This window comes from Pseudomonas sp. PvP100 (genome assembly GCF_017833055.1).
Classification (GTDB): Bacteria; Pseudomonadota; Gammaproteobacteria; order Pseudomonadales; family Pseudomonadaceae; genus Aquipseudomonas; species Aquipseudomonas syringae.
The window spans coordinates 5,840,728-5,858,728 of sequence record NZ_JAFIBO010000001.1; the positions used below are offsets into that span (position 1 = coordinate 5,840,728).

19 protein-coding genes and 1 pseudogene are annotated in these 18,001 nt (G+C 61.2%); 3 read left to right on the forward strand and 17 right to left on the reverse strand.

Going from position 1 to position 18,001, the window contains the following annotated elements; genetic code table 11:
* Positions 1–6: 6 nt before the first annotated feature.
* The 12 genes and pseudogenes from JOE39_RS25380 to JOE39_RS25435 all read right to left on the reverse strand — a co-directional run bounded on the left by JOE39_RS25380 (position 7) and on the right by JOE39_RS25435 (position 11,137).
* Complete coding sequence (locus tag JOE39_RS25380) at positions 7–693, reverse strand: GntR family transcriptional regulator (RefSeq protein ID WP_003341908.1); 687 nt, start codon at positions 691–693, stop codon at positions 7–9.
* Positions 690–1,085 carry an oxalurate catabolism protein HpxZ gene (hpxZ, locus tag JOE39_RS25385; RefSeq protein WP_004402988.1) on the reverse strand — a complete coding sequence of 132 codons (396 nt, stop codon included), beginning with the start codon at positions 1,083–1,085 and terminating at the stop codon, positions 690–692. Before hpxZ ends, JOE39_RS25380 begins: the two co-directional genes overlap by 4 nt.
* A complete protein-coding gene (locus tag JOE39_RS25390) occupies positions 1,085–1,762 on the reverse strand; it encodes a cysteine hydrolase (RefSeq protein ID WP_004402990.1) in 678 nt (225 codons plus the stop codon). Before JOE39_RS25390 ends, hpxZ begins: the two co-directional genes overlap by 1 nt.
* Positions 1,759–3,300 carry an ABC transporter ATP-binding protein gene (locus JOE39_RS25395; protein ID WP_161948479.1) on the reverse strand — a complete coding sequence of 514 codons (1,542 nt, stop codon included), beginning with the start codon at positions 3,298–3,300 and terminating at the stop codon, positions 1,759–1,761. The genes JOE39_RS25390 and JOE39_RS25395 overlap by 4 nt, the downstream gene beginning before the upstream one ends.
* Entirely contained in the window at positions 3,297–3,983 is a 687-nt protein-coding gene (locus JOE39_RS25400; protein ID WP_003421848.1) for an isochorismatase family cysteine hydrolase, read from the reverse strand. Before JOE39_RS25400 ends, JOE39_RS25395 begins: the two co-directional genes overlap by 4 nt.
* A gap of 4 nt (positions 3,984–3,987) precedes the next feature.
* Positions 3,988–5,005 (reverse strand): annotated as a pseudogene (locus JOE39_RS25405) (formamidase).
* Positions 5,006–5,030: 25 nt separating this feature from the next.
* On the reverse strand, positions 5,031–5,951 hold the full coding sequence (locus tag JOE39_RS25410; RefSeq protein ID WP_003421850.1) for an ABC transporter permease: 921 nt from the start codon (positions 5,949–5,951) through the stop codon (positions 5,031–5,033).
* Positions 5,944–7,053 (reverse strand): ABC transporter permease, encoded by a 1,110-nt coding sequence (locus JOE39_RS25415; RefSeq protein ID WP_210078137.1) that lies wholly within the window; start codon positions 7,051–7,053, stop codon positions 5,944–5,946. The genes JOE39_RS25410 and JOE39_RS25415 overlap by 8 nt, the downstream gene beginning before the upstream one ends.
* A 9-nt stretch (positions 7,054–7,062) precedes the next feature.
* Positions 7,063–8,172 (reverse strand): BMP family ABC transporter substrate-binding protein, encoded by a 1,110-nt coding sequence (locus tag JOE39_RS25420; protein WP_210078135.1) that lies wholly within the window; start codon positions 8,170–8,172, stop codon positions 7,063–7,065.
* A gap of 15 nt (positions 8,173–8,187) precedes the next feature.
* Complete coding sequence (gene atzF / locus JOE39_RS25425; RefSeq protein ID WP_210078133.1) at positions 8,188–9,993, reverse strand: allophanate hydrolase; 1,806 nt, start codon at positions 9,991–9,993, stop codon at positions 8,188–8,190.
* A gap of 222 nt (positions 9,994–10,215) precedes the next feature.
* Entirely contained in the window at positions 10,216–10,596 is a 381-nt protein-coding gene (locus JOE39_RS25430) for a glyoxalase superfamily protein (protein WP_010424410.1), read from the reverse strand.
* Between the two features lie 61 nt (positions 10,597–10,657).
* Positions 10,658–11,137 (reverse strand): Lrp/AsnC family transcriptional regulator, encoded by a 480-nt coding sequence (locus tag JOE39_RS25435; protein WP_011266867.1) that lies wholly within the window; start codon positions 11,135–11,137, stop codon positions 10,658–10,660.
* A gap of 172 nt (positions 11,138–11,309) precedes the next feature.
* Here JOE39_RS25435 and JOE39_RS25440 point away from each other — a divergent pair, with 172 nt between their 5' ends.
* Complete coding sequence (locus JOE39_RS25440) at positions 11,310–11,930, forward strand: LysE family translocator (RefSeq protein WP_003339882.1); 621 nt, start codon at positions 11,310–11,312, stop codon at positions 11,928–11,930.
* 48 nt (positions 11,931–11,978) lie between these two features.
* Here JOE39_RS25440 and JOE39_RS25445 read toward each other — a convergent pair whose 3' ends face one another.
* A complete protein-coding gene (locus JOE39_RS25445; RefSeq protein WP_210078131.1) occupies positions 11,979–13,400 on the reverse strand; it encodes a sugar porter family MFS transporter in 1,422 nt (473 codons plus the stop codon).
* 379 nt (positions 13,401–13,779) lie between these two features.
* Here JOE39_RS25445 and JOE39_RS25450 point away from each other — a divergent pair, with 379 nt between their 5' ends.
* A complete protein-coding gene (locus JOE39_RS25450) occupies positions 13,780–14,196 on the forward strand; it encodes an ester cyclase (RefSeq protein WP_003314110.1) in 417 nt (138 codons plus the stop codon).
* Between the two features lie 96 nt (positions 14,197–14,292).
* Entirely contained in the window at positions 14,293–14,919 is a 627-nt protein-coding gene (locus JOE39_RS25455) for a glutathione S-transferase (protein ID WP_003314111.1), read from the forward strand.
* Positions 14,920–15,017: 98 nt separating this feature from the next.
* On the opposite strand, the gene JOE39_RS25460 is transcribed toward JOE39_RS25455, so the two are convergent.
* The 4 genes from JOE39_RS25460 to JOE39_RS25475 all read right to left on the reverse strand — a co-directional run bounded on the left by JOE39_RS25460 (position 15,018) and on the right by JOE39_RS25475 (position 17,994).
* On the reverse strand, positions 15,018–15,179 hold the full coding sequence (locus JOE39_RS25460) for a DUF2986 domain-containing protein (RefSeq protein WP_065087521.1): 162 nt from the start codon (positions 15,177–15,179) through the stop codon (positions 15,018–15,020).
* Between the two features lie 63 nt (positions 15,180–15,242).
* Positions 15,243–16,988: an OPT family oligopeptide transporter gene (locus tag JOE39_RS25465; RefSeq protein WP_057419598.1), complete on the reverse strand. Its 1,746-nt coding sequence runs from the start codon at positions 16,986–16,988 to the stop codon at positions 15,243–15,245.
* A gap of 204 nt (positions 16,989–17,192) precedes the next feature.
* The gene (locus JOE39_RS25470; RefSeq protein WP_010424391.1) at positions 17,193–17,678 is read right to left on the reverse strand and encodes an ATP-binding protein; all 486 of its coding nucleotides are present in this window, start codon (positions 17,676–17,678) and stop codon (positions 17,193–17,195) included.
* Between the two features lie 28 nt (positions 17,679–17,706).
* Positions 17,707–17,994, reverse strand: coding sequence for a YceK/YidQ family lipoprotein (locus JOE39_RS25475; RefSeq protein WP_003314115.1), 288 nt, complete (start codon positions 17,992–17,994; stop codon positions 17,707–17,709).
* Positions 17,995–18,001 lie beyond the last annotated feature (7 nt).

Here is an 18,001-nt window from a genome sequence, read left to right on the forward strand (position 1 = left end):
GAAACCTCACGCCTCATACCGCCGCCGCGCATCACTGAGCATGGAAATCGTCAGTTTGCGTACTTCCAGCTTGCTGATCTCTACATGGGAGCGCAGCAGCAATAATGCTTCGTCACGTTTACGCGCCTGAAGGGCATTGAGGATCGCGGCGTGTTCGAGGTAGGTATGTTCGATACGCGCGCTTTTGAAGAAGTCCAGACGGCGCACGATCCGGATGCGCTCGGTCACTTCCTGGTGGATGCGGGCCATTTCCAGGTTGCCTGAAGCGGCCACCAGTTGGGTATGGAACTGTTCATCGAGGTCGGCGACTACTTGCATGTCTATCTGCCAGCTATCGCGATCGATCAACCAGTGTTGGCGCAGAACAGTGAGTTCCGGATGCACTTCGGCCGATGCACAGATGCGCTCGACCGCCGCACACTCCAGCACGATGCGCAGGTCGTAGAGCTGGTCGATCTGGTTGAAGTCCAGAGGCTTGACTGACCAGCCACGCCGGAACTCGACATCCAGATAGCCTTCGCGCTGCAGGCGGTAGAGCGCGTCACGCACTGGTGTTCGCGAGACCTGATAACGGTCGGCCAGTTGGGTTTCGGTGAAGCGGTCGTAGGGCAGCAGGTAGAAGTCGAAAATCTCCTGCTTGAGCCGCCGATAGACGTCTTCAGCCAGCGCGTTGGTGGTGTTCGGGGAATTCAAGGGCGTGGCTCCAGGCTGCTCAGGTCAATGCTGACATGTGCGGCAACGACTTTCCAGCCGCCCTCCAGTCTCGCCCAGGTCTGCATCTGCCGACCAAGGCGCTGGGTGACGCCATCATGAAACTCGGTACTGACCGTGGCGAAGTCTTCACCGAAGGTGCTCACCACGGTACGCAGCAGCGTGCGTCCCGGTCCGACCGGCTGACACTGGCGTCGATAGCGAGCGATCGTGTCCGCGCCCAGCAGGTTCTCCGCGACGCCGTAGCGGACGGTCTGTTCGGAATTCCAGAAATACGCATCCAGCATGCTCAGCTCATTGGCCAGCAGGGCGCGTTCGTAGTCGTGAAAGGCGTGGGTCACTTCAGCGACCACGTGGGGGAGGTTGATGTCCATCAAAGTGTGCTCCTTGTCAGCAGCGCCTGCTCCAGGTCCGTCAATGAGGCAACCCGGCCGACAATCCCGCCTTGTGCGGTGATCATCTCCAGCGTGGCCTGTTTGAACGCGGGAAAGTAGCTTTCGGTTGCGTCCTCGATCAGCAGGCAGCGATAACCCCGGTCATTGGCTTCACGCATGCTGGTCTGCACGCAGACTTCGGTGGTGACGCCGGCAAAGATCAAATGGATGATCCCCGCGTCGGTCAGCCGTTGTTGCAGGTCGGTGGCGAAGAACATGCCTTTGCCGGGTTTGTCGATGATCCACTCGCCAGCGCGCGGCGCCAGGGTGTCGATAATCTGATTGCCGGGTTCGCCGCGAATCAGGATTCGTCCCATCGGGCCAGGATCGCCGATGCGCAGGCCCGGCGAGCCATGGTCACGTTTGGCTTGCGGGCAATCGGCAAGGTCCGGGCGGTGCGATTCTCGGGTGTGGATCACCGCCATGCCCTCGTCGCGGGCCAGCGCCAGCAGGCGTTGCACGGACGGAACGATGGCCTGCAACGGTGCGACATCGTTGCCCAGCGCGGCACCAAAGCCGCCGGGTTCGAGGAAATCGCGCTGCATGTCGATGATCACCACAGCGGTACGGGATGTATCGAAGGCGAAGCGGTCAGGGCGCGCATTGACCTTGATCATGCCGGTTCCCCCGCGAGATGCTCGGCCCCGGCCATGTGTCGGCCCAGCTCGGTACGGTCGGCGTCCGCTGCGCTGGTTTCAAACACCAGCTCGCCGTCGTGAATGACCACGATACGGTCTGCCAGGCTCAGCAGTTCGTCAAGGTCTTCACTGAGCAGCAGGACCGCTGTGCCGCTGTTGCGAGCGTCGATCAGGCGCTGGTGAATGAGCGCGACACTGGCGAAGTCCAGACCGAATACCGGGTTGGCGACGATCAGCACCGCGACGTCGTGGGTCAGTTCACGGGCCAATACAGCGCGCTGTACGTTGCCTCCGGACAAGGTGCCGATCGGCCGGTTCGGGTCGTTGGGCGATACCTGAAATTGCTCAATCAGGCTGCGTGCCTGGACACCTGCTGCGCGACGATCCAGGCGCCAGCCTTGGCGGCAGAGCGGCGGCTGGTCGAAATTGCGCAGGGCCAGGTTGTCAGCCACGCTGAATGTACCGATGCAGGCGTTGCGCAGGGGTTCTTCGGGCAGGCTGAACACGCGCAGGCGCTGCATCTGTTCACGCCGCGCGTGGTAAGGCTGGCCGTCGACCGCTATCTGCCCGGCGCTGAAGGCGCGCTGGCCGAGCAGCGCTTCGGTCAGTTCGCGCTGACCGTTGCCGGAGATACCTGCAACCCCGACGATCTCACCCGGGTGAACCGCCAGAGACAGGTTTTTCACCGCCAGCGTGCCTTTGTCGCCAGGCACATCCAGGCCTGCCACCTGCAACTGCGGCGGGCGGGGCGCCATCGCCGGGCGCTCGGTGCTCACCCCGCGTACTTGGGCCTCGCCCATCATCCACGCCGCCATCTGTTGCGTGGTGGTGTCAGCCACTGCCGCGCTGCCCACCCAGCGACCCTTGCGCAATACAGTGACGTCATCGGCGTAGGTGCTGACTTCGCGAAACTTGTGGGTGATCATCAGGACGGTCAGTTCGCCACGATGTGCCATCGCCTGCATCAGCCCCAGCACTTCGTCGGCTTCCTGCGGCGTGAGCACCGAAGTGGGTTCGTCGAGAATGACCAGTCGACGCTCCAGATACAGCTGTTTGAGGATTTCCAGTTTCTGCTTTTCGCCGGCCGCCAGGCTGCTGACCGGCCGATGGATGTCCAGCCGAAAAGGCATTTTTGCCATGAACGCTTCCAGGCGCTGGTGCTCGCTGGCCCAGTCGATACGCCACGGCAGATCGCCGCGCGACAGCACCAGGTTTTCCGCCACGCTCAGGCCCGGCGCGACGGTAAAGTGCTGATACACCATGCCGATCTGCAACTGATGAGAGTCGCGCGGCGTGCGAATCTCGTGTTCGCGGTTGTTGATCAGAATGCTGCCCGACTGCAGCGGGCTGTAGCCGATGATGCCTTTGACCAGTGTGCTCTTGCCGGCGCCGTTCTCGCCGAGCAGGGCGTGAACAGTGCCGGCGCGGACCTTGAAGGACACCTCGTCGAGTGCGCGAAACGCACCGAAATGCTTGCTGGCACCAATCGTCTCAAGGCTCGGGGCGCGCATGTTCATGCTCCCAACAGGTCGCGAAGCATTGAGGAATGGCCGACGGCGCCGAACACGCCACCCTGCATTTTGACCATGCTCAGGGCCGCCGCATGGTTGCCAGGGTCGGTCGCCCCGCAGCAGTCTTCCAGCAGCAGGCACTCGAAGCCACGGTCATTGGCTTCGCGCAGGGTGGTGTGCACGCAGACGTCGGTGGTGATGCCGGTCAGGATCAGATTGTCGATGCCGCGGGTGCGCAGGATCAGTTCCAGGTCGGTGGCGCAGAAGGAGCCTTTGCCGGGCTTGTCGAGCACGATTTCGCCGGGCAGCGGTGCCAGTTCGTCGATGATTTCCCAGCCCGGCTCGCCCCGTACCAGAATCTTGCCGCACGGACCTGGGTCGCCGATTCCCGCGCCGATGCGCTGCGAGCGCCAGCGTTTGTTGGCGGGCAAGTCACTGAGGTCCGGGCGATGGCCTTCGCGGGTATGGATGATGGTGAAGCCCAGCGGGCGCATCGCGGCGAGCAGCGCCTTGATCGGCTCGATGGGCGCACGGGTCAGTGCCAGGTCGTAACCCATGCTGTCCACGTAGCCGCCGACGCCGCAGAAATCGGTCTGCATGTCGATCACGATCAAGGCTGTGTTGTGCGCATGCAATTGACCGTTCCAGGGCCAGGGGTAGGGCGCCGATGCAATATGACGTTCGCTCATGGCGTTACTCCTTCCAGCTGCTGGGGGTGGGGTTTGAAGTCGCGCTCCGGGGCTGCAAAACCACACGAGCTGCCATCGGTATGCACGACGTCGTCTTCCCACGGCAGACGGTACTGGCCTGCGCTCAGATCGTGCATGTAGGTGTAAGGACAGTCGCGTGCGCCGCCCTTGACCGCCACATAGCCGCGATGCCCGAATTGATAGATGTTGTTCTCCACGCCCCAGTGCACACGGGCCTCGCGGACCAGGTCGGGGCGCAGTTCGCAGCAGACGATTTCATCGGCCCGGCCACCCCCTTCAGCCATGATCGTGCCGTCGAAGTCGACAAACATCGCTTCGCCCATGGAGTCGAACGTGCCATCGGAGCCGCACATGCAGACGCTTGCGGTCTGCATCAGGTTGGTAAAGGCGTTGCTCTGATTGGTGATCTTCCACGAGTGGCGGATCGGTGCGGTGTAACCCGCAGTGCGCAGCATGATGTCGGCGCCCTTGTAGGCGCACTCGCGGGCCATTTCCGGGAACATGCCGTCGTGGCAGATGATCAGCGCCAGCTTGCTGCCGCGCGGTCCGTCGCAGACCGGAATACCCAGATCGCCCGGCTCCCACGGTTCGACCGGCACCCACGGGTGCAGCTTGCGGTAGTACAGGCGGATCTCTCCAAGGTCATCGACGATCAGGCCGCTGTTGAACGGGTTGCCGTGCGGGTTGGCTTCCATGATCGAGAAGCAGCCCCATATCCGGTGCGCCTTGCACGCCTCGCGCAGCGCGATCACTTCCGGGCCGTCGAGGCTGCACATGATCTCTGGTGCCGTGCTCATCGACAGGCCGTGCAACGAGTATTCGGGAAATACGATCAGGTCCATGCCTGGGTTGCTACGTCGCGCCTTGGCAACCATGCCGACCACTTTCTGTGTCTGCGCCCACAACGCCTCGCGCGTATGCGGATCGGGCAGCGCCAGTTGCGCCAGGCCGATCACCACGCCATTGGGCGACTTGTTCAAACCACCAAGACCACTGGCCATGCAATGCCTCCTCGAAAAGATCAGTTCATCGCGTCAGGCTGAGTTCGCCAGGCGCGCCGTTCAACGTGCGACCACGGCGACAGGTGGCGTACATCACCACCAGCGTCAGCGCATAAGGTGCTGCGGCAAACAGGTAATAGCCGCTGCTGATACCGACCGCTTGCAGGGCCGGGCCGATGGCACCGGCAGCGCCGAACAGCAACGACGCCCACAGACACGCCAACGGGCGCCAGCGGGCAAAAATCACCAGCGCCACGGCCATCAGTCCCTGACCGCTGGACAGCCCTTCGTTCCAGCTGCCGGGGTAGTAGAGCGACAGGTAGGCGCCGCCGATACCGGCCAGCCCGCCGCCGACCGCAGTGGCCACAATGCGTACCTTGAGCGGTCGATAGCCCAGCGCCTGAGCGGTTTCGGCATGGTCGCCGACCAGACGCAGCATCAGCCCCCAGCGCGTGGTGCGCAGCCCCCAGTGCAGAACGAACGCCAGTGCTGCACCGACGAAGAACAGCACATTGATGTTCAATGCCGAGCGCACCCGTTCTTCGCTGCTCCAGGCGCCCAGCGCCAGTGAAGGCAGCATGGGCGCCTGTGGCTGGATAAAGGCTTTGCCGAGAAAGAACGCCAGGCCGGTGCCGAGCAGGATCAGCGCGATGCCGAACGCGATGTCGTTGACCCTTGGCAACGAGCACGCCAACCCATGCAGCAGGCCCAGCAGAACGCCGACCCCGGCAGCCGCACCGACGCCCAGCCACGCCGAGCCGCTGAGGCATGCGACGGCATATCCGGACATGGCGCCAGCCACCAGAATGCCCTCCAGCCCCAGGTTGATCCGGCCGCTCTTTTCGGTCAGGCATTCGCCCAGGCTGACGAACAGAAAAGGTGTGCCGACGCGGATGGCTCCGGCCAGCAGAGCGAGCAGAAAGGTAGTCAGGTCGATATCAGCCATGTTGCAGTGCTCCCTTGTCGAGCGGCGCAGGCGCCGCCGTCAGCCTGATCTTCCAGGCGGCGATACGCCCACCCAGGGCTTCCCAGAGCAGCAGATTGGTGAACAGCAAACCTTCAAGAATCAGTGTGGTGGCGTCCGGCAGACCGAGCCGTCGCTGCAGCAGTCCGCCACTGGCTTCCAGCCCGCCGAGCAGGATGGCGCAGACGATAATTGCCAGCGGATGATGGCGAGCGGCGAAGGCCACGAGGATGCCGCTGGTGCCATAGCCTGCGATCAGCGCGGCGTTGGCGCTGCCTTGCACTGCGGTGACCTCGAACATGCCGGCCAGACCCGCCGCCGCACCGCCCAGCAGGCAACTGAGCATGATCAGCCGGTCCACGGGCAAGCCGATCATCAGCGCAGTACGCACGTTGCCACCGACCACGGCGAGGGCAAACCCCTTGACGCTGTGGCGCACCAGCACATACGCCAGCAGACAGGCGACGACGCCCGCCACCAGGCCCCAGTGCACCTCGAAACTGTCGCTGATCGTGCCGATCATATAGGCATCGTCCAGCGGCGGCGTCGAAGGCTTGTTCAGGCTTGCCGGGTCGCGCAGGGGGCCTTCCACCAACTGCCGGAACAGGGCCAGGGCGATGTACGAAAGCAGCAGGCTGCTGATCGTTTCATTGACCCCGCGCCGCTGGCGCATCCAGCCACTCAGGCCGATCCACAGGGCGCCCACGGTCATTGCCGCGACGGCCATGCAGGCGAGCATCAAAGCGGCTGGCAGATGGCTGAGCCACAAGGGTGTCACTGCGGCAGCCAGGCCGCCCAGTACCAGCGCGCCTTCACCGCCGATGATGATCAGCCCGGCCCGTGCGGGCAGGGCGACGCACAGCGCGGTCAGCATCAGCGGCGCGGCGCGTTGCAAGGTGTTTTCCAGGGCGAACCACGAGCCGAACGCGCCTTCGCCGACCAGCTGCAGCGCCTGCCAGGCAGGCTTGCCCTGAACCGCCAGAAACAGCCCGAACAGCATGCACGAGGAAAACACCGCCAGCACTGTAGGCAACCCTGGCAACAACGCGCTGGCCACGCGGCGCAGACTTGTCGATGAACTCATGAACGTTCCTCAGAGCTGGCCAAGCACGCCTTCGACCAGGTAATTCATGCTCTCCAGAGCAATGTCGGTCTGGCCTTGGGCAACACCATCGGCAATCACCACGTTGCCCTTGTTGTCCTTGAGCGGGCCTTTGAAAATCACGAACTGACCGGCCATCATCTGCGCCTTGATGGCATCGGCTTTCTGCCTGGCGTCGGCCGTGACAGCAGACCCGTAGGCAGACGTTTTCACGAAGCCTTCCTTCAGCCCGCCGCGCAGGAAGTTGATCATCGGCGCGCCGCTCTGGGCTGCTGCGACGTGAGCACGATAAGGCGTCTCCCAGTTCCATTCGGCACCGGTCAGGTAGCCCTTGGGCGCCAGCGCAGCCTGGCTGGCGTGGTAGCCACAGGTCATCACGCCGCGTTTTTCAGCCGTCTCGACGATCACCTTGGGCCCGTCGACATGGCAGGTCAGCACGTCACAACCCTGGTCGATCAGGCCGTTGGCAGCTTCTGCTTCCTTGACCGGCAGCGACCAGTCACCGGTGAAGATCACTGTGGTGACGATGCTCGGGTCGACCGAGCGGGCACCCATGGCGAACGCGTTCAGGTTGCGCAGCACTTGCGGCACAGGTTTGGCGGCGACGAAACCGAGCTTTTTGCTCTTGCTCATGTGCCCGGCGATCACGCCGTTGAGGTATTGCGCTTCGTCGATGTAACCGAAAAAGCTCCCCGCGTTCATCGGGTCGCGACCTTTCTGCCAGAGACCGCCGCAGTGCGCGAAACGGACGTCGGGGTACTTTTTGGCGACCTTGACCACGTGCGGTTCGAAATAGCCGAACGAGGTCGGGAAAATCAACGTGGCGCCGTCCTGACGGATCATGGCTTCCATGGTCTTCTGTACGGCCACGGTTTCCGGAACGTTTTCTTCCTCGATCACTTTGACGTTGGGCAGCGTCTTGATGATGGCCGCTGCCTGAGCGTGGGCCTGGTTGTAACCAAAGTCGTCGCGAGCGCCGACGTAGATGAAACCCACTACCAGCGGCGCATCGGCTGAATAGGCGCGACCGAAAGGCAGCGCTGCGCTCAGGCCGATAATGCCCGCCAACTTGATGAAACTGCGACGATCAACATTCGACATGTGTGCTACCTCGGGTCATTGAGCGATGGAAGATGTGTGCGCGGCGCGGTAGGCGCGCCAGCCTTTGTAGCCGGTGATGTCCAGCGCGCCTTCAAGGCCGCCAGGTTCACAGATGAAACCCTTGACCCACTGGCCGTCGGCCAATTGCAGGGAGCCGATGCCCAGTGGCGCGGGAATGGCCGCGACGAAAGCGCCGAACTGGCTCAGCGGCATTTCCCAGACTTCTATCTCGATGCTCGCGCCCTGTTCAGCGACGCGCACCAGTCCCGGCTTCGGCGGCGTCGTTTCTGCCAGCGCATACAGGCGGTAATCCGCGCTGGTGGTTGTGCTGCGCAGCAGACGCGCGCCGCCTTCGAGCAATTGCCAGTTGAGTGGCTGGCCAACGAGGTGGGCACCGACCACCGCAACCTGCACGGTCGGGCTGTTATAGGGCAGGGGGGCCATCGCCACGGCGTCACGCTGGTCAGCCTGGCCGAACAGCGGCTGCCAGGCGGCGGCGATCTCTGCCAGGCGCTGATCGGCACCGGCCGGGCCAATCAGCGTGATGCCCGCGGGCAATCCGTCCGCGCGACGATCTGTCGGGATGGCGATGGCGCACATGTTCATCAGGTTGACGAAGTTGGTGTAATAGCCGAGCTGTGAGTTAAGCGCGACCGGTTTGCCGAGCACCGCTTCGATGGTCGGCATGCACGGCGCGGTCGGCACCACCAGCACATCGATGTCGGTCAGCAACTGCTGCGCAGCGCGGGTCAGCTCTGCCAGGCGATAGCGCGCGTTGAACGTGTCCACGGCGTCGAATGAATCCGCGCTCTGCACAATGCCGCGTACCACAGGATGAATATCGGCCGCGTTGCTGGCGAAGAATTCGCCGATCGCAGCGCGGCGTTCCGCCACCCACGGGCCTTGATACAGCAGGGCAGCCGCCTCGGCGAACACGTCGAACTCGATGGTGCTGACCGTCACCAACGGGTCGTTCTGCAGGGCTTCAAGGGTTTTGAGGTAAGCCGCCTTGGCCTGCTCATCGCCGAAGAACTCGCAGTGCCGCGCGACGGCGACACGCCGAACCCTGCGCTGCACCGGCAATGCCTGCACGGCCACACTGGACGCATCCAGCGGGTCGTAAGCTGCAATGACCTGCGCTACCTGCCAGGCTTGCATGACATCCTTGGCAAAGATGGATGGGCAGTCCAGCGTGCGGCAGGCAGGCACGACTCCGCGGCTGCTGAACAGGCCGAGGCTGGGCTTGAGCCCGACGATGCCGTTGAAGCCGGCCGGCACGCGGCCTGAACCTGCGGTGTCCGTGCCCAGTGCAAAACTGACGTAGCCACGCGCTACCGCCACTGCCGAGCCGGAACTCGAGCCGCCGCTGACGTAGGCCGGATCATGCGCATTGCGCACCGCGCCGTAGGGCGAACGGACGCCCACCAAGCCAGTGGCGAATTGATCGAGATTGGTCTTGCCCATCAGTATCGCGCCGCTGTCGAGCAGCAGTTGCACAACGTGAGCATTGTCCTCGGGCACGTAGGCGAACGCCGGGCAAGCAGCCGTGGTCGGCATGTGCGCCACGTCGAAATTGTCCTTGACCGCAAAGGGCACGCCGAACAGCGGCAACCGGTCATACAGCGCATCGCCCAGTTGTTCGGCGATACTCTCCAGCGCCTTTGCCCGCTCGACAAGCTGTGCCAGCGGGACGCGATGAATCCAGACCTCTGCCCGGTCATCCGCATCGATGTGTGCGGTCAGGGTGTGCACCAGTGTCGTCAGCGTGGTGTCGCCCGAGCGGAGCGCCGACTGAAGTTCAGGGATATCGAGTGCAGTCATGGTGGTGTTCATTCATGTATACAAGATGAACTGACGGGTTTGCACGTTACGGGCCAAGCTTGGTCAGAGGGCGATTTACAGGGAGGTTACCGGCAATTGGCAGGGTGTTATTCAGCAGTCATGCGTCATGTTTGCGCTTGAACGTGTCTGTGTGCACAAAGATGGGTCGTGTCAGCCGCAGGGCGAATGTATCGCCGCACGGCTGACATCAATGCAGGTTTCTCAGCTCTCGCAGAACCTGAGCCGGTTACCGAACGGGTCGCAGACTTCCAGGGTTTTCCCCCAACCTTGCTGGACGATGTCCGGGCGGGCATAGCCGTACTGCTTGCCGATCAGCTCATCGCGCAATTGCTCGATATTCTGCGTCGGGATGAACACCGCCGCACCTGGACAGGCGTCACCGTGATGCTCGGAGAGGTGCAGGTTCAACCCGTTACGGCTGATGCCCAGATACAACGGCAGATCCGCTTCGAAGCGGTGCTCGAACTCGATGCTGAAACCGAGAAAGTCGATGTAAAACTCACGCGCTTTGCGTTCATCGAAGATCCGCAGGATCGGGATGGCGCTGGTGAAGGTCACGGTGGCTGGCTCGGTCGCGGGCATGGCTATTCCTTTATTTGAAATGATGGGCGTGCAGTCATTGATGCCAATGCACGCATTTATGCTATGCGGGCTGCTTTACCGGGAACGAGACGAACGGTTTTATTTCCTTGAGCACGAACATGCTCTGCATTTCCTTGATGCCGGGTAATCGTCTGACCACGGTCATGGCGAAGTCAGCAAAGGAATCCAGATCGGGCGCTACGACCTGAAGCAGAAAGTCCGCATCGCCACCGATGCTGTAGCACGCCACGACATCCTCCAGCTGCATGACTTCCTTCTCGAACTTTCTGGCCTCGGCCTCACTATGACTGTCGATGCTGATACGAATGAACACCATGACGCCAAGCCCTATCTTGCGGCGGTCCAGTACGGCTCTGTAACCCTGGATATAGCGATGTTCTTCCAGTTGCCTGACCCGTCGCCAGCAGGGCGAGGCAGACATGCCGATCTGGTCGGCCAGGGTCTGGTTGGTGATACGGCCATCCTGCTGCAGCGCCGTCAGGATCCTTACATCTATCGGGCTTAATGTCGGTTGGGTCATAAATACCGTTACTCCTCATGTTGCAGGAAATTTATACCGGTTTTAGCCATCCAGCTAGTAAGAACAGATGATTCTTTCCGCGTGGAAACACGTAATATTTTTCGACACAGGGGTTTGCCTTCTGGATCTCAAGCAAGCTCATTAATCAGCGTCAAGTCTCAAGGAGTGCAACATGCTTGATCTGACTCAGGTTCTTACGTATTCGGCAGCGTTGGGTATTGCCGCCGCCATTCCTGGCCCCGGTATGGCAGCGCTCGTCGCACGGAGTGTCAGCGGCGGGGCGGTGTCAGGCTTCTGCCTGCTGTCCGGGCTGATTCTGGGTGATTTGACCTATCTTTCATTTGCAGTGTTTGGTCTTGCCATGATCGCCGAGCACTTCAATGCGTTGTTTCAGGTCGTGCGTTGGGGGGCCGCGATTTATCTGTGCTATCTGGCCTGGCAGTTCTGGTTCGCAGATCATCAAGCCATCGAAATCGGAAAATCAGCGAAGAAAAAAGAGTTGCTGTCCGCGGCCGCGTCCGGACTGACCATTACCTTGGGCAACCCCAAGACCATTGCCTTTTATCTGGCGCTTTTGCCGTTGGTCATCAATCTTGAAACGGTCTCTTTGCAGACGTGGGGGCTGGTTCTGGTGCCGCTGACGGTGCTGGTACTGCTGGCGGTCGGGGCCGTGTTCATATTTGCCGCCTTGCGCATTCGACATTTGCTGTCGAGTGAGAGTGCGCAAAGAAAACTGTTTCGTGGTGCGGCGGCAATCATGGTCGCGGCGGCAGCTTCGATGCTGGTGCGCTGATCTGCCTGGAGGGCGGATGAGGCCGTTGACGACCTCATCCGGTCGCCGTTACAGCTCCTTCTTCAAATGCTTTTCGATCTGCTCCAGCGACTTGCCCTTGGTTTCCGGCAGGCACAGGAACACGAAAATCAACGAGCCAATGTTGATGGCGGCGAAGATGAAGAACGTCGGGTTGCCGATGGTATCGACTGCAATCGGGAATGTGAACGCTACCGATGCGTTGAACAACCACTGCATCGATACCGCTGTGCCGGTCAGCAAGCCGCGCACCTGCATGGGGAACAGTTCTGACATCAGCAGCCAGTAGACCGGCGAGATGCACATCTGCATGAACAGCAGAAACACCAGAATGCAGGCGAGGGCGGTGTAGCTCTGGGTCATGTTCTGCGGCATGAACTGCAACACGCAACCGAGCGCTGCCTGCATCAGAATCACGATGACCAGACCGGTCATCAGCAAATGCCGACGCCCGTAACGGCCGATGGCCCAGATGCCCAGCAAGGTTGCGATGACTGACACCACGCCGTTGCCGATCGTCGCGGTCAGCGCAGCGTTGGTGCCCATCCCGGTGTTCTTGAGAATGATCGGCGTGTAGTACATGAACGCGTTCACCCCGGTGAACTGCGCGGTAAAGCCCAGACCTACACCGATCAGCAACAACTTGATGACCCAGCGCTGACGCAGCAATTCTCTTGCTTTGGGACGATGGCGAGCTTCTTCGTCCTGCGCTTTCATCTCGTCGATTTCACGCTGCGCGTCCTGTGTGCTGGGGCGCAGTTGCTCCAGCACATCCTGCGCTTCGTCGAAACGGCCTTTGGAGGCCAGCCAGCGCGGCGACGCAGGTACGAAGAACGTACCGACCAGCAGCAACACCCCTGGCACCATGGCGACGGCCAGCATGTAACGCCAGATCCCCGGTGTATGCAGCAAGGCCGCCATGACCGCACTCAGCACATAGGCGAGTAACTGGCCGCTGACGATCATCAATTCGTTACGGCTGACCAGCCGCGCACGCCGTGACGGGCCTGCGATCTCGGCGATGAACACCGGCACTGTGGCAGAGCCGCCGCCCACTGCGATACCCAGCACGAAGCGCGCTGCAATCATGAACGGAATCGACGGCGCAATGGCGGTGCCCAGTGCGCCGGCGATAAACAGCACTGACAGCAGGCGTAATGTGAGGCGGCGTCCGAAGCGGTCGGAGATATAGCCGCTGGCAAGCGAGCCGAACGCGGCGCCGACAATCAGTGACGCGGTGACCATCCCTTCGCTGTACGCATCCAGACCCAGGCCTCCCTGATCGGCGGGCAGGCTCATGAACGGCAGGGCACCGGCGATGATGCCAGTGTCATACCCGAACGCCAGCGCGCCCATGGTCGCCACAAGCACAGAGATAAAGATGAGTCGATTCGATGCAGCGCGTTGCCGGCCTTGCTGACCCGCCGCTGCTGAGGTGCTACTAGAAGACATGAATCTGAAGTCCTTGGCTTGAAACCAGCGTTGCGCCAGTACGTGGATGTCACGCTTAGGGCGGTGTCGGCCGTGCTAGTTCCCTACAAACCCGCTCAGGATTGTTTTCCTGGCGAAAGCCTTGAGCGTGAGACTGCTGAAACGATTAACTTTTGCTTGTCATAACGCCCCTGTTTTCCCCTTTTGCTGTCAATGAAATTCAGTTTTTTTGACTGGTAAAAGATGCTTTTCATTGATTTACAAGCCGTTTTTATCTGGCACATACGCTGCTGTCATTACTCACTCTCTGCGCTGCTCATAAGCGCTACAGTAAGGCCGCAATTGTTCGCAGCCTTTTCAACGAGGCTGCGTCGGTATCGTTTGAAAAGGAGGGCGCCATATGAACCTGGCTGAGCAGTACCGTGCCTACATCGCCTGCCTCAATGACCGTCGCTGGCAGGACTTGGGCAATTTCGTCGACGACGGCGTGCACTACAACGGCGAGCGGATCAGTCTGGCCGGTTACCGGGCGATGCTGGAAAACGACGTCAGGATCATCCCCGACCTGCGTTTCAATATCGACCTGCTGGTGGTCGAAGCACCACAGGTTGCCGCCCGTCTGCTCTTCAACTGCTCTCCGCAAGGCCGTTTTCTCGGGCTGGAGGCGCTTGGCAAGCGCATTGCCTTCAGCGAAAACGTGTTCTACACCTTTGGCGACGGCAAGATCGTCGGCGTCTGGTCGATCATCGATAAAGCGGCAGTGGAGCGCGAGCTTCGTGGCGAAGCGGCGAGCGTTTCGAGTGATAGAGCTACCTGAACGATTCCAGTACGTTCATCGAAGTAAAATCATTTCAGGGCACTCCGGGGTGGTAGCGCAGTCTTTTTTAGACACTCTCACCCGGCGGAGCCCGACATGATCACTGTCCATCACCTGAACAACTCACGTTCGCAGCGTATTCTGTGGCTGCTCGAAGAGCTCGACCTGCCCTACGAAATCAAACGTTATCAACGCGACCCGAAAACCAACCTTGCGCCACCCGAGCTCAAGGCGGTGCATCCGCTGGGCAAATCACCTGTCATCGAAGATGGCCCGCATGTGGTCATCGAGTCCGGTGCCATTGTCGACTACCTGATTCGCCGCCATGGCGACGGTCGTCTGCAGCCGGACCCTGCCAGCGCAACCTACGACGAATACGTGCAATGGCTGCACTTCGCGGAAGGCTCGGCGATTCTGCCGCTGATGCTCAACCTGTACGTTGGGCGTCTGGGTGACGCAGGTGCGCCACTGCATCCGCGTATCCAGTCGGAACTGGCCAACTACCTGGGCTATCTGAACGAGGCCTTGGGGCTGACTCCGTATCTGCTTGGCGACGAGCTAAGTGGTGCGGACATTCAGATGAGCTTCATCGGCGAGTTCGCCAAGGCCCAGGCAATGCTGCAGCCGTACCCGAACGTGACCGCGTGGGTTGAAAGACTGCAGGGCAGACCTGCGTACCGCAAGGCTTTGGAGCAGGGCGGGGAATATTCTTTCGCCAAGTAACCGCGGTGCCTGATATTCGGGCTGATCGTTCCTCACGCTCCAGCGTGGCAATGCAGTTCCGTACGCTCTGCGTCGCACGATGGCGCTTACGTGGCGGGTCAGCCTTCAGACGGGCTGTTGGAGTCCTGATCCGCTTCGGCCGCCAGCTTCACGCGGTCGGCCTTGCTGATGTATTTTTCCTTGCTCTGCGGGGCCAGTTTGGCGCTGGCCTTTTTGGCATGGGCCTTGAGCAACTGCTGGATTTTCTTGCGACGATTCATGTTCTTCAACTCGCTTGCACAGGCGCGAAGCATAGCAGTTTGCCTGTCGCGCCATGCATGCGACTACCCGCCGTTCTGAACCATCTGCCACAACGAAGCACCAACGCCGGTAATGCTCTCGCCGGCAATCAGGCCAGCCGCTGCGGTGATGGCGAAGCGTTCGGTAAGCGATGGCCAGCGACAGTTCACCAGCCAGGTGAGCACTGCACCGAGCGCCATCATCAACGACACCGAGGCGGGTAGTACGAAGGCCAGGCCCAGTGCTGCGGCGCTGGGCAGGTACCGGGCGCGGTGCGCGGGCAGTGTGCTGTCGAGGATGCCCAGCAGCAAACCGGCCAGACCACCGATGAAAATTGCCCAGCGGATGCTCGCCGACAGCGAGTCCAGACCGTGCGTCAGCGTCTGCGCCACGGCTTTCCAGGTCGCCACTGCCGGGGCTGGCCACTCTTCGGTGAGCAGCATCGATTGCGGGTCCGGGATCAGCGCCATATAGGCCAGGACCCCGACGATACTGCCGACGAAAATCCCCAGGGTCTGGGCAATCAACTGTTTGCGCGGCGTGGCGCCAATCGCCCGGCCTACCTTGAAGTCGTTCATCAAATCGGTGCATTGCCCGGCTGAACCGCCGGCCGTGTTGGCGCTCATCAGGTTGATCGGCACCTGACCCGGCGCGACGATGCCGAAGCTCAGTTGCGATAACTGCCCGATTGCGCCGATGGGCGGAATACCCGTGGCACCGACCACGCGCGCCGCCACGGCCGCCAGGCAGATCGCCAGAGGAATGGTCAGTAGGGCCATCCACAGGTTGATACCGAACAACAGCGCCTGCAGGCTGACGACCAGCAGGATCGCCAGCGCAAAACCGGCGGCCGGCCCGGGCTTGGGCATTGACCAGGGTGTTCCGCCGCTGGCTTTGGTAGAAGCGTGCAGTGTCCACAGGCGGATGGCCAATGAGGCCAGCGTCGAACAGACCATCAGGCTAACGCCCGGCCACAGCAACCATTCCACCAGCGCGGCGAACTGCGGGCCGCTGCTGTCGGCCGGTAGCGTCACCAGCCCCTGTTCCAGCAGCCACGGCGCCAGGCCACCCCAGGCTAGCAAGGCTCCGATCAGCAGGGTCAAGCCGACGCGAATACCGATAATCGCCCCGAACCCCACCAGCAGCAGCGAGGGGTCAGCGCTGAAGGTCAGGCGCTCCAACTGAGCGCTCGGCGACCAGCGCGGGAACGCCCACACGAACGTGTCGACCCACTTGGCCAGCGCCGACAGCAACGCGGTACTGAGCAGCACCTTGAGGCGCGTCGCGGCTTCACGGCCATGATTGTAGATGTGCAGGAGGGTTTCCAGAGTGGCCATGCCCTCGGGAAACTTCAACGATGTGTCATTGAGCAGCGAAGGCCGCAAATACCAGGCGATCCAGATCCCCAGAAAGCTCACCGAGAAAACCCAGGCGATCATCGGGATGGCATCCAGTTGCTGGCCGGTCAGCAAGGTATAAGCCGGAATCGGCGCGACCAGCCCGCCGGAAATGATCGAGGCAGCGGCGGAGGCGACCGTCTGATTGATGTTGCTCTCATGCAGCGTCCACGGCAGCTGCCCGGAGGAACGCTTCGAAAGCCCTTGCCAGATCGCATAACCGATCAACAGCGCAATGATCGACATGTTGAACGACCAGCCGATCTTCAACCCGGCGTACACATTGGAAGGCGTCAACAGGATACCGAGCACAACCCCGGTAATGACCGCGCGTAGACTGAGCTCACGCTCGACAGGGCTGGCAAGAGGGGTCGATGGTGAGGTCGAAAGCATGCGAATTCCTTTCGGCAATGAGACAAGGCAACCTATAAAGTGAGCGCCATATCGGCCGAAGGTTCATATGGCAGGCATCGTTGGGTAGTGGCGTTAAGGCATCCGTTTGTTCCGGTTTTCGTCGACCGGTTACGCAGGGTGCCTGTTGCAGGAACATCAGAAATCAGACTGTTGAAAGGACGTCGTCACGCGCCCTCTGATGAATTACAGGCCGTGAACCAGAATATCCAGCCCCTCGTCAGTGTGTGGAATCTGGAAGTAGCGGGTGATGAGCCTGAACTGCGCATCTGTAGCCGCAAAGTCATGCTCGGCTCTTTCGTTGCGGGCATGCAGTCTGGCAAGGCAAATATCGTCCTCCACATCAAGATAGTGCAGTCGATGCTTGACCTGCGCGTCATCAGCCAGGCTGCGAAGCCACCGGCGGTCGGCGAGCGTATTGGCAGGGAAATCCAGAACCACGCACATGCCCGAATTCAGCATGTCGATGACCAGAGGGCCGATGATGTCGCGAATCCGATGGGCCAGGCGCACGTAGTCCGCCACTGATGTGATCTCGTCAGGGTAGAGCCGAGAGAGCCATTGATCTTCACTCAGCAGGATCGCTGAATGTTCGGTCGCGATTGATTTTGCCAGTGTCGATTTACCGGATGCGATCTTACCGCACAGGAGGTGAAGTCTGGTGGCGAGCATCAACGTGTCCTTACTCTATGGGTGCCTGTCAACCAAGCACATTCAGCCCATCATTGAAATGGCACTCGCGATCATCACCGCCAAGGTTTTCCGGCAGGAAAGCGGTGAGGTCGTAGGGCAAAAACAGCGTATCCAGCGCCAGAGAGAACGGCACGTCTATCAGCCATGGCCAGGTCGATGTCACATCTTTAGTACCCCATGCCCAGCCGTGTCGTGTGCCGGGATAGACGCAACGTTCACCATCGAGGTGATACATCAGGCTCCAACAGCCGCTCAGTGAGATGGCCGTAGCGAGTAACAGGCATTGCTTGAACATACATTCC

Excerpts from the sequence above, each read along its gene's own strand:
- hpxZ (WP_004402988.1), bottom strand. The coding sequence starts at position 1,085 with ATGGACATCAACCTCCCCCACGTGGTCGCTGAAGTGACCCACGCCTTT.
- JOE39_RS25390 (WP_004402990.1), bottom strand. The coding sequence starts at position 1,762 with ATGATCAAGGTCAATGCGCGCCCTGACCGCTTCGCCTTCGATACATCC.
- JOE39_RS25395 (WP_161948479.1), bottom strand. The coding sequence starts at position 3,300 with ATGAACATGCGCGCCCCGAGCCTTGAGACGATTGGTGCCAGCAAGCAT.
- JOE39_RS25400 (WP_003421848.1), bottom strand. The coding sequence starts at position 3,983 with ATGAGCGAACGTCATATTGCATCGGCGCCCTACCCCTGGCCCTGGAAC.
- JOE39_RS25410 (WP_003421850.1), bottom strand. The coding sequence starts at position 5,951 with ATGGCTGATATCGACCTGACTACCTTTCTGCTCGCTCTGCTGGCCGGA.
- JOE39_RS25415 (WP_210078137.1), bottom strand. The coding sequence starts at position 7,053 with ATGAGTTCATCGACAAGTCTGCGCCGCGTGGCCAGCGCGTTGTTGCCA.
- JOE39_RS25420 (WP_210078135.1), bottom strand. The coding sequence starts at position 8,172 with ATGTCGAATGTTGATCGTCGCAGTTTCATCAAGTTGGCGGGCATTATC.
- atzF (WP_210078133.1), bottom strand. The coding sequence starts at position 9,993 with ATGACTGCACTCGATATCCCTGAACTTCAGTCGGCGCTCCGCTCGGGC.
- JOE39_RS25430 (WP_010424410.1), bottom strand. The coding sequence starts at position 10,596 with ATGCCCGCGACCGAGCCAGCCACCGTGACCTTCACCAGCGCCATCCCG.
- JOE39_RS25435 (WP_011266867.1), bottom strand. The coding sequence starts at position 11,137 with ATGACCCAACCGACATTAAGCCCGATAGATGTAAGGATCCTGACGGCG.
- JOE39_RS25440 (WP_003339882.1), top strand. The coding sequence starts at position 11,310 with ATGCTTGATCTGACTCAGGTTCTTACGTATTCGGCAGCGTTGGGTATT.
- JOE39_RS25445 (WP_210078131.1), bottom strand. The coding sequence starts at position 13,400 with ATGTCTTCTAGTAGCACCTCAGCAGCGGCGGGTCAGCAAGGCCGGCAA.
- JOE39_RS25450 (WP_003314110.1), top strand. The coding sequence starts at position 13,780 with ATGAACCTGGCTGAGCAGTACCGTGCCTACATCGCCTGCCTCAATGAC.
- JOE39_RS25455 (WP_003314111.1), top strand. The coding sequence starts at position 14,293 with ATGATCACTGTCCATCACCTGAACAACTCACGTTCGCAGCGTATTCTG.
- JOE39_RS25460 (WP_065087521.1), bottom strand. The coding sequence starts at position 15,179 with ATGAATCGTCGCAAGAAAATCCAGCAGTTGCTCAAGGCCCATGCCAAA.
- JOE39_RS25465 (WP_057419598.1), bottom strand. The coding sequence starts at position 16,988 with ATGCTTTCGACCTCACCATCGACCCCTCTTGCCAGCCCTGTCGAGCGT.
- JOE39_RS25470 (WP_010424391.1), bottom strand. The coding sequence starts at position 17,678 with ATGCTCGCCACCAGACTTCACCTCCTGTGCGGTAAGATCGCATCCGGT.
- JOE39_RS25475 (WP_003314115.1), bottom strand. The coding sequence starts at position 17,994 with ATGTTCAAGCAATGCCTGTTACTCGCTACGGCCATCTCACTGAGCGGC.